This window comes from Prosthecobacter sp. (genome assembly GCF_044378005.1).
Lineage (GTDB): Bacteria > Verrucomicrobiota > Verrucomicrobiia > Verrucomicrobiales > Verrucomicrobiaceae > Prosthecobacter.
In genome coordinates this window covers 1-10,412 of the sequence record NZ_JBILYB010000182.1, presented here as the reverse complement: position 1 = coordinate 10,412, position 10,412 = coordinate 1, and the positions used below count along the sequence as shown (strand labels likewise).

The 10,412-nt window shown below is 62.7% G+C and carries 7 protein-coding genes; 5 read left to right on the top strand and 2 right to left on the bottom strand.

Features of this window, described 5'->3' with window-relative positions:
* The coding region (locus AC6FTP_RS23315; RefSeq protein ID WP_497209306.1) for an IS66 family transposase at positions 1-383 on the top strand (383 nt) is incomplete at its 5' end.
* Between the two features lie 407 nt (positions 384-790).
* Here AC6FTP_RS23315 and AC6FTP_RS23310 read toward each other — a convergent pair.
* Positions 791-1,096: a hypothetical protein gene (locus tag AC6FTP_RS23310; protein ID WP_497209305.1), complete on the bottom strand. Its 306-nt coding sequence runs from the start codon at positions 1,094-1,096 to the stop codon at positions 791-793.
* A gap of 223 nt (positions 1,097-1,319) precedes the next feature.
* Positions 1,320-4,121: an isoleucine--tRNA ligase gene (gene ileS / locus AC6FTP_RS23305; protein ID WP_497209304.1), complete on the bottom strand. Its 2,802-nt coding sequence runs from the start codon at positions 4,119-4,121 to the stop codon at positions 1,320-1,322.
* Between the two features lie 137 nt (positions 4,122-4,258).
* Here ileS and AC6FTP_RS23300 point away from each other — a divergent pair, with 137 nt between their 5' ends.
* The 4 genes from AC6FTP_RS23300 to AC6FTP_RS23285 all read left to right on the top strand — a co-directional run.
* Positions 4,259-6,184: an efflux RND transporter periplasmic adaptor subunit gene (locus AC6FTP_RS23300; RefSeq protein WP_497209303.1), complete on the top strand. Its 1,926-nt coding sequence runs from the start codon at positions 4,259-4,261 to the stop codon at positions 6,182-6,184.
* A 39-nt stretch (positions 6,185-6,223) separates the two neighbouring features.
* Positions 6,224-6,424 (top strand): sulfur carrier protein ThiS, encoded by a 201-nt coding sequence (thiS, locus tag AC6FTP_RS23295; RefSeq protein WP_497209302.1) that lies wholly within the window; start codon positions 6,224-6,226, stop codon positions 6,422-6,424.
* A gap of 4 nt (positions 6,425-6,428) precedes the next feature.
* Complete coding sequence (dacB, locus tag AC6FTP_RS23290) at positions 6,429-7,814, top strand: D-alanyl-D-alanine carboxypeptidase/D-alanyl-D-alanine endopeptidase (protein ID WP_497209301.1); 1,386 nt, start codon at positions 6,429-6,431, stop codon at positions 7,812-7,814.
* Between the two features lie 158 nt (positions 7,815-7,972).
* Positions 7,973-10,412, top strand: a 2,440-nt coding sequence (locus AC6FTP_RS23285; protein WP_497209300.1) for a S8 family serine peptidase, incomplete at its 3' end; no start/stop codon positions are given.

Here is a 10,412-nt window from a genome sequence, read left to right as displayed (position 1 = left end):
GGATCAAACTCAAAAGACAACACCTGCCCCAGAGCGCCATGGGCAGAGCCATCGACTACACCCTGACGATGTGGCCCATGCTCACCGTCTATCTCGAAGACGGTCGAGTCGAGATCGACAACAACCCAGTCGAGAATGCCATCCGGCCAACTGCCATCGGCAAGAAGAACTGGCTGTTCATTGGCGAGACCGAAGCCGGACAACGCAGCGCCATCCTCTTCACGATCATCGAAGCCTGCCGCAGCCGCAGCATCGACCCGCAAACCTACCTGCGCGAAGTCCTCACCTGTCTGCCGACGCTGACAAACAAGCAGGTCAAGGACGTAACACCCGCAGCCTGGGCCAAGACCCGGCGGATCGACGGTCAGCGGAAAGCGGCATAGTTGTCGAAACCAAAAGGCAAGCTTAGACCGAGGGCACTCGGCGCACCGCTAACGAAGCGATACAAATCAGGGGATCTCATGAATCAAGTGTCCGCACCTCAGATGACCGACACTCATCATCATTGCCTTCCTTTGATGGTTCACATCTGATACATGGGAACGGAAGAGATTGGCGTGCGGCCAGTCTGACTGAGCGCCAAAATTTCTGCAAACACGTTTCAGTGGGACTATTTTTAAAGAACGGGAAAAAGGTCGGCTGGGAGTTCGTTTTTGACGCGCTGCAAGAGTTCTACAACACCGATAACCAATCCTTGCTAGAGCAGAAGATCATCGACATCTCGGTTCTGACAATTAATGCAAGTAGTTGAGAAATCTCAACAGACAGACGCTTGGCTTTCGTCTTCCAGTCACCTCGGAATCGAGTGAGTCAGTAAGTCGATACCATCCTCTATGACAACAACCATTTGGTTTAGGTCAGCCCTTATAGAAGTCGTTTGCCCTTCTTCATTCCATCTTACAATAGGTTTTCCAAAACCCTCCTGGTTCAAGAGATCGATAATGCGCTGTCTACATAGCAAAATGTTAGCAACAAGTTCATCCTTCTCGTGAGCTGGAACGTCATCGCTGTATAAATCACCTCCACATATCACAGGCTGAATAGATGTAATGAGGTCTTCTGGGACAATGCGTTTTACATGCTTGAGCGTTGGCATGATTACAGCATCTACGTCGTAACATATGTTCGCGGAATGGAGAATCCAAGCGTGTTTGCTCCATGCTATACATACACCGATGCAAGGGCCCAGGCCGTCTGTATAAATCAAGGAGCAGCCGTCACTGTAGTCAAAGTCGTTTTGCGCTACTTCCTTTGTATTCCAATGTTCTGTAGTCATTCGATTATCGGCGTGACACTGGCTTAAATAGTTACAGTTAACTTCACCCCACCGCCTCCGCGCACCTACCACACAGTGTCGGGTGCTCGGCGATGGTGCCGACATCCGGCAGGAGCTTCCAGCAGCGTTCGCATTTGGGGTTGGTGCAGACTTCGACAGTTGCCGCCAGTTCTGAGCCACGGGTGATGTGGAGGTCGCTGAGGATGAAGAATTCCTGGAGGGTGGGGAGGTCCTGGAATACGGGGTTGGTGAAGCCGGCCTCGGGGAGGGTGAGCTTGACGGTGGCTTCGAGGTTGGAGCCGATCTTTTTGGCCTGACGGGCGGCTTCGATGGCTTGCTGGATGACGGCGCGTGCTTTCAGCAGTTCTTCGACGGCGGCGGTGGCTTCGGTGCTGGCGAACGCTGTGTTTGGCTGCGGGAAGGCCTCCAGGTGGACGCTGTCGGGGTGGCCGAGGAACTCCCAGGTCTCGTCGGCGGTGTAGGCGAGGATGGGGCCGAGGAGTTTTGTTAATGTCTCGGTGATCTCGCGGATGGTGGCCTGGGTGGCGCGACGGCGGGGGCTGTCGGCGGCATCGCAGTAGAGGCGGTCCTTGGTGATGTCGATGTAGAGGGCGGAGAGATCACCGGAGACGAACTGGGTGATGGTGCTGGTGACTTTGCGGAAGTCGTAGGCGGCGTAACCGGCGAGGCAGTCGGTGAGGACGCTGTGGAGGCGCTCGAGGATCCAGCGGTCGATCAGCGGGAGATCAGCGGCCTTTTTTAACAGGATTTCAGGATGAACAGGATCGACAGGATTTTTTTCTTTTCCTTTGGGCTCGTCTTGGAGGTTGCCGAGGAGAACGCGGAAGGTGTTGCGGATGCGGCGGTAGGATTCGCCGGTTTGTTGGAAGAGTTCTTCGCTGAAGGGGACGTCGTTTTGATAATCGACGCTGGCGGCCCAGAGGCGGACCATGTCGCCACCGTACTTGTTGTAGTAGTGGTCGGCGGTCATGGGCTTGGCGGCTTTGTCGGTGCCCTGATCGCTTTTGCTGATCTTTTTGCCGCTGGTATCGACGACGAAGCCGTTCGTGATGACGGTCTTGTAAGGGGCGGTGCCGCGGACGGCGACGCTGACCATGAGGCTGCTCTGGAACCAGCCGCGATGCTGGTCGGTGCCCTCGATATAGACATCGGCAGGGCAGTAGAGCTCGGGGTGGCGATCCAAGACGGCGACGGAGGAGGAGCCGGAGTCGATCCAGACATCGAGCGTGTCTTTGCAGCGCTTGCTGCCCTCTGGCAGGCCGACGAGGTCGCTCCAGAAGGCGTCGTCTTTTTCAAACCAGAGGTTGGTGCCGTGCGTCTCGACCGCGTCGGCGACCTTCAGGGAGATGGTGTGATCCATGATGGCCTGGCCTTCGGCATCGTAAAAGATGGGCAGCGGGACGCCCCAGGTGCGCTGGCGGGAGATGCACCAGTCGGGGCGGCTTTCGACGGTGCCGTAGATGCGGTTGCGACCCCAGGCAGGGAGCCAGTTCACGGTGTCGATAGCCTTCAGGGCTTCGTCGCGGAAGGCGGCGATGCGGATGAAGAACTGGGGGACGGCGCGGAAGATGATGGGGGTCTTTGACCGCCAGCAATGGGGATACTGGTGGACGTATTTTTCGTTGCCCAGCAGCGCACCTTTGCCCTCGAGGATGGCGATGATGCCTTCGTTGCTCTTGAAGACGTGCTGGCCGACGAATTCGGGCAGGCCGCACTCAGCGGTGAAGCAGCCCGCGTCATCGACGGGGGAAAGGATGTCGAGCCCGTGCTCTTTGCCAGCGATGTAGTCGTCCGCGCCGTGGCCGGGAGCCATGTGGACGGCACCCGTGCCGGTGTCGTCGGTGACGAAGAGGGCGTTGATGATCTTTGAGGTGCGCGGCAGGAAGGGATGCTGGGCTTCGGCACCGGCGAGGGTCTTGCCTTTGAACTTGGTGGTGGGCCGGGTGGTGTCGAGCTGGAAGCCGGTGCTGGCGCTGAAGGCCTCGATGCGGGAGTCGGCGAGGATGAGTTTTTCGTGGCGGCCGTTTTCGTGGATGAAGGTGGCGGCGGTGTAGTCGAACTCAGGGTGCAGGGCGATGCCGAGGTTGGCGGGGAGCGTCCAGGGCGTGGTGGTCCAGATGACGAGGGAGTAGCCGTCTTCCTGGAGGCGGCTGAAACCGGGGCTCTGAACTTCAAACTTCACGAAGATGGCCGGGGAGGTCTTTTCTTTGTACTCGACCTCGGCTTCGGCGAGGGCGGTCTGGGCACCGTAGCTCCAGAGGACGGGGCGCTTGGCACGATAGACGAGGCCTTTCTCCAGGAACTTCGCGAAGGTGCGCATGATGTCGGCCTCATAGGTCGGCGCGAGCGTCAGGTAGGGGTTCTCCCAGTCGCCGAAGACGCCGAGGCGCTTGAAGGACTGGCGCTGGATGTCGATGAACTTGCGGGCGTAGGCTTCGGAGCGCGTGCGGACTTCCGCAGGGGCGAGGTCCTTGGCTTCCTTGACGACTTTGAACTCGATGGGCAGGCCGTGGCAGTCCCAGCCGGGGATGTAGGGGGCGTGGAAGCCGGCCATGGTCTTGGACTTCACGATGAGATCCTTGAGCACTTTGTTCAGCGCGGTGCCCATGTGGACATCGCCATTGGCAAAGGGCGGGCCGTCATGCAGGACGAACTTCGGGCGTCCGGCGGCCTGCTTCATGATGCGCTGGTAGAGGCCGCCTGCTTCCCATTTGGCCAGGCGCTGGGGCTCGCGTGTGACGAGGTCCGCCTTCATGGGGAAGTCGGTCTTCGGCAGGCGGACGGTGTCTTTGTAGTTCTTCTTGGCAGGGGTCTCGGCGCTCATGGGTCTGGGAAAAGGGAGCGCGAGACTACGCAGGCGGTGCCGATGGGCAATAGCTGATAGGCGGCGGGAATGCGTCCTGCGTTGACGCTAACGCCGGGCCGCCGCATCATCGCGGCGTGTCCTCCCCTGCCCAAGCCATGCAAACTCTCGCCACCGAACTGGCGCGGCTGGCGGCATCGGGCGGGAGCGAGGGGGAGATTTTTCAAAGGGTGCTGGCCCGGCTGATCGCGGCCACGGAGGCGCTCGGCGGGGCCGTGTGGCTGGTGGCGCGGCGCGAGGGGCAGGACATCGCGCTGAAGCAGGGCGCAGCGGTGAGTCTGGAGGAGGCCGCCGGTGCTGCGGAGAGCGGGCAGCGACAGCAGGTGCTGCGGGCGGCCAGCGAGGTGATCCTTTCCTCCCAGCCGCTGGTGCTCATGCCTGCGCCTGCAGGACAGGAGGCGGTGACGCCCGGTGTGCTGGTGAATCTGGGCCCGCACGGCATCGTCGGCGTGCCGCTGCGCAGTGGCGATGACCAACTCGGGGCGGTGCAGCTCTGGTTTCCCGCTCAGAGTGATCCGAAAAAGCTGGCCGATCTGGCGCTGAAAGTTCAGGCGCTGATGGCTGATCTGGGGCCGCGTCTGCGCTCCCGCCAAATGCGCGAACTCGGCGCTCAGAGCCGCAGGCAGCAGCAGCTTTTGCAAATGGCGCTGGATGTGACGGGCCAGCTCGATGCGACCCAGGGCGCGCGACTCGCCGCCGCTCATGCCCGCGAGTTGCTGGGGATCAATCGCATCAGCTTCCTCATCCGCGAAGGCGACCGCTGGCGCGTGCTCGGCGTGTCCGGTCAGGCGCAGGTGGACACGAGGTCTGAGCCGGTGACGCGCATGATCAAGCTGGCTGCCGCCGAGGCAAAAGATCAGCCTTGGGTGATCGTGCGGGGTGAATCGCCAGCAGCAGACTGGTACTTTGCCGAGACGCAGATGCAGTCCGCCGTGCTCATGCCGCTGCGCGATGGCGCGGAGGGTCGCGTGCTCGGCACGATGCTGGGCGAAAGCGTGGAGGCGGCCACTTTTGGTTCGGCGGGTACACCGGGAGATCCACGGCCGCCAGTGCTCGCGCTGGCGCAGTGGCTGGCGGATCTGGCGGGCCGGTCCATCCGAGCCGCGCTGGTGTATCAGGCGCTTCCGCTCGGGCCGACTTTGGCGAAGCTGGGGCATTGGCGCACGGAGGCGACGGCCACCCAGAAGCGTCGCTGGCTGGTGTGGAGCCTCGGTTTTGCCGCGCTGCTGCTGCTGGGTCTGCTCTGGCCGCTGAAGGTGAAGGTGGAGGGCGACTGCACTTTGCTGCCACGTCAGCGCGCGCTGATCACCACCGAGTCCGCCGGGCGAGTCGAGGAAGTGCTGGTGCGGGAAGGCGTGACCGTGAAGAAGGATCAGATCATCGCCAAACTCGACACCAAGCGGCTGCAATCCGAGCTGGAAGGCACCACGCAGGCGCGCAAGCGGCTGGAGGCCGAGGCCGAGCGGCAACGCGGCCAGGGCAAGGAAGCGCTGGCACGAATCGCCACCCTGGAGGCGCAAGCCACCGCCGAGACTGAGAAACGACTGCGGCTGGAGATCGACCTCTCCGCACTGCGTGCGCCGATGGACGGCGTGGTGATGACAAAGGACGTGCATTTGCGCACCGGGATGTTTTTGCAGGCCGGAGAGACGCTGGCGGAGATCGCCACTGCGGATGCCTGGGATCTGCGATTGGAAATCGCCGAGGCGGACATCGCCGAGATCGAAGATGCGCTGGACGAGCAGGCTCCACGCGAGGTGCGCTACCTGCTCTACACGCAGAGCGCGCGCGAACTCACCGCCAAGCTTGAGAGCAAAGCCCAGATCAGCCCCGCGCTGCATCCGGGGAAGGACGGCGGCGTTTTCAGCATCACCCTGGCGAAAGTGGAGCTGCCCGCCGAGCTACGCCCGCTCATGCGTCCCGGATTGACCGGACGCGCGAAGATCGAACTCGATACCCGCGCCAGCGGCCGCGTCCTGCTGCGGAAGTTCACCCGCTGGCTGCGGATGCGCTGGTGGCTGTGAAATCTTGCCAGACGCGGCATCCGCGCTTCTTTGGAAACCATGACGATCACTCTCAACGGCACGAAGCGCGAATTCCCCGGCACGATGACCCTGCCCGACCTGCTGGCAGCCGTGGACCTGGCGGGCAAGCCAGTCGTCGTGGAACACAATCAAACGGCGCTGCTGCCGCGCGAAATCGCGACGACGGTGGTGAATGACGGCGACGTGATCGAGATCGTGCAAATCACTGCCGGAGGCTGATGCCATGGTGAAAAATGTGATCATCCTCCTGCTCGCAGCAGCGCTGACGGCGGTGCTGTGGGTGGAAAATCGTCCGGTGCCACCGCCGCCTGCCACACCGGCACCGCATCCGGTGAAGGCTTTGCTGGAGCAGGCTGCCGTAAATCCCGAACTCGCCGGTGCGGCCATCGGCTTTTGCCTGCTCGATCCGCAAGGGCGGGTGATCGTGGATCATCAGGCGCACACGGCTTTCATCCCGGCCTCGAGTTTGAAGACGGTAACCACGGCGACGGCGCTGGAGAAATGGGGGCCGGATTTCCGGCTGGAGACGCGCGTCATGGCCTCCGCGCCGATGCAGGAAGGCGTGATCGCGGGCGATGTGGTGATCGTCGGCGGGGCTGACCCGATGCTTTCCCTGACGGATGTGGAGAGCTGGGCCGCCACGCTGAAGGAGCGCGGGCTGAAGCGCATCTCTGGCCGCATCCTCGGCGACGGGCGGCTCTTCAAAGGCAGCATCTACGACGACTTCTGGAACTGGGGTGACATCGGCAATGGCTTCGGCAGTGCCGTCAGTGGGCTGAATCTGGAGCACAACCGCTACGCCGCCGTTTTTCGCGCAGCCGAGCAGGTCGGAGATCCGGCGGAGTTCCTGGGCGCGCGGCCACCGGTGCCGGGCATCACTTGGAAAAACGAGACGATCACCGGCCCGGCGGCCTCGGGAGACGGCGTGATGATCCACGGCGGGGAAGCGACGGGCGTGGTGCATTTCCGAGGCACCGTGCCGCTCGGGCAGCCGGAGTTTCAGGTGCTGGGAGCGGTGCCAAATCCCGAGCTTTTTGCCGCCACCGCCCTGCGCGAGCTGCTGCGGAGCGAGGGGATCGAGGTCGTGGGCGAGGCCGCTCCCGTGGGAGACGCCAAGGCAGGCGACGTGGAGCTGATCAAGCATGTGTCGCCAAGCTTGAAGGAGATCGTCACGAGTATCCACGCCACCTCGGACAATCACGAAACCGAATGCCTCTTCCGCCTGCTCGGACTGCGTGAAAACAAGCCCGCCGATGTCGTGATCCGCGAGCATTGGAAGGCGCGCGGGCTCGAGTTCACGGGCTTGCGCATGGAGGACGGCTGCGGGCTGGCACGGGCGGATTTCATCACGCCGCATGATTTGGCGAAGCTGCAATTTCTGACCGGATCGGGGCCGCAGGGCGTCGTTTATAAGGAATCCCTGCTGAGCAAAGACAGCCTGCGCTGGAAGGGCGGCGCGATGTCCAGCGTGCGCTCCACGACGGGGTTCCTCACGACGAAAAAGGGCGAGCAGCTCTGCTTCGCCTACCTCGTGAACCATTACGCGGACAGCGCGCCCGTGAATGCCTTACGGGAAGCTTTGCTCGCGGCGATTTTAGCATTGCATTGAGCGGCGAAAATTGGTGGAGTGTCTGACGCCTGCCCCCCATGACTTCTCGATTCGCACCTTCGCGCCCTGTGGGGCTATGTATTGGCATTGTGATCACAGCCGCTCTGGCTTGGTGGCTTGCAGGGCCAGACAGGCAGGAAAGTTCTTCTTCGAGTCCGATGAAGACGATCTCGGCGGCGACGAAAGTCGAGCCACTGGCAGCGCCACCGAGTCTCCGTGCACCGGGGGCTCCGCGCTGGGAGGAGATGGAAAAGCTGCCTCCGGTGGCGGTGACGCTGAGTCCGTTTCAGGAGCGTCTGCTGAAGGACGCGGTCATGCAGGAGCGGCGGGAGATCGAGTCGCGGGCAGGTGAACCCGCACGCGAAATGCGGCTGTGGCGCACGAGCTTTAAATATCCGCTGGTGCGCGAGGAAGTCTGGCTGCGTGCCGATGACCAGGGCCGACGGCTGCCCGTGCGGCGGGAGTTTTCCGTGGCGGATCACGCGATGGTGCAGTTCCCCGCAGAGGCGACGAAAGCGCAGATCGAGGCTTGGACAAAACGGCATGGATTTCATGTGCGGCAGGCTTTGAAGACAGCCCCGGTTTATCTCATCGCAGCAGAAAAGGGCACGCTGAGCACGGCGGACGCGATCATGGGGGCCTACCGGCAGGCTTTCCCGCAGGCGGCGACGCAGAAAGGCACGGCGGAGCGGGATTACCTCGTTTTCCCGACGCTCTTCCCCACGGACACGAGCTTTGCCCAGCTTTGGGGTTTGCATAACACGGGTCAAACCGGCGGCATCGCCGATGCGGACATCGACGCGCCGGAGGCCTGGGACATCACGACGGGCTCGCGTGAGGTGCTGGTGGGCGTGATCGACACGGGCGTGGATCGCTCGCACCCGGATCTGCTGGCGAATATGTGGACGAATCCGCACGAGATCCCAGGGAACAGCATCGATGACGACGGCAACGGCTTCGTCGATGACACGAACGGGTGGGACTTTTTCGCCAATGACAACAACCCCACGGACGAGGAAGGCCACGGCACGCACTGCGCGGGGACGATCGGCGGCGTGGGCAACAACGTGACCGGGGTGACGGGCGTGTGCTGGCAGGTGTCCATCGTCGGGCTGCGCTTCCTCGGGCCGAGCGGCGGCAGCACGTCGGACGCCATCGAGGCGGTGAACTACTCCCGCGATCTCGGCGTGGATCTGACCTCAAACTCGTGGGGCGGCGGCGGTTTCAGCAGCCTGCTGCAAACCGCCATCGCCAGTGCCGGCGCGGCGGAGCAGCTCTTCATCGCAGCGGCGGGGAATGATGGCTCGAACACGGATCTCTCACCGCAGTATCCGGCGGGCTACGCCCTGAACACGATCGTGTCCGTGGCATCGAGCACGAGTTCGGACACGCGGTCGAGCTTCTCGAACTATGGTGCGACGACGGTGGATCTGGCAGCGCCGGGTTCGTCGATTTACAGCACGGTGCCGGGCTCTTCGTACGCGACTTACAGCGGCACTTCGATGGCCACGCCGCATGTCTCCGGCGCGGTGGCTTTGCTAAAAAGCATCGCCCCGCTGATGACGGCGGCCGAGATCAAAACGCGGCTGCTGGACACGGTCGATCCCGTGACGGCCTTTGCGACGAACACGGTGGCGGGTGGACGCATGAATGTGGCGCATCTCATCGAAGAATCCGCCGGACCGAGGCCGGTGATCACGGTGACGACCATCACGGAAGAGGGCGGCAATGGCGATGGCATCAGCAATCCGGGCGAGTCCCTGGCGCTGCGCTTCACGGTGCTGAATCGTGGCAACGAGCCCGCGCAGAATGTGGTCGCCACCCTGAGCACGCTGGCGAGCCCATCCAGTTTTACGATCACGCAGAGCCAGGTGAATGTTGGGACGCTGACGACGGGCCAGTCCGTGCAGTCAGCCACGCCATTTCGCATCAGCTCGCAGTCGAATCTCGCCACGCCCCTGGCGGAGGAATTCCTCATCACGCTGCGGCATGGCTCGCCGGCGCAGACGAGCGAGCATCGTGTGAGCGTGTATCTGCACACCTCCGCGCGGCTGGAGGGAAAAGTCGCCGATGCTGGAGATGGAGAGCCCATCGCCGGAGCGACGGTGCAGGTCTCCGGTTCGAGCAGCTTCACCGCCACGAGCGGCACGGATGGCCGCTATGCGTTGATCGTAACGGATGGCGTGTATGAGGTGCGGGCTTCGGCGAGTGGCTATGTCACCTCCGCACCTGCCCAGCTCAGCACGCCGCCTGGACGCAGCGGGCTGGACTTCTCCCTCGGCGTGCCGCAGCTCGGACTCACGCCGGTGGAGCTGACGGAGACGGTGTACTCGGGCCGCACGGTGACACGGACGGTGGAGATGCGGAATCGTGGCACAGCGCCATTGGAGTGGTCACTGGAGCTGGTGAATGGACAGCTCATGGGTTCGGCCTGGAAGCCGATGACCACACTGCCAGCCGTGGAAGTGCCGACGCACCAAATGTCTCCCGACACGGGCATGGCAGCGGATTTTAAAAGCCAGGATCTCGTGACACTGCCCGCCGTGGAAACACCGATGGGTGCTCTCACCGGCATGACGGTAGGAGCGGTGAGCACGG

What these genes read in the sequence shown, in the direction of transcription:
- thiS (WP_497209302.1), top strand. Translation starts at nt 6,224, where the DNA reads ATGACGATCACTCTCAACGGCACGAAGCGCGAATTCCCCGGCACGATG.
- AC6FTP_RS23310 (WP_497209305.1), bottom strand. Translation starts at nt 1,096, where the DNA reads ATGCCAACGCTCAAGCATGTAAAACGCATTGTCCCAGAAGACCTCATT.
- dacB (WP_497209301.1), top strand. Translation starts at nt 6,429, where the DNA reads ATGGTGAAAAATGTGATCATCCTCCTGCTCGCAGCAGCGCTGACGGCG.
- AC6FTP_RS23300 (WP_497209303.1), top strand. Translation starts at nt 4,259, where the DNA reads ATGCAAACTCTCGCCACCGAACTGGCGCGGCTGGCGGCATCGGGCGGG.
- ileS (WP_497209304.1), bottom strand. Translation starts at nt 4,121, where the DNA reads ATGAGCGCCGAGACCCCTGCCAAGAAGAACTACAAAGACACCGTCCGC.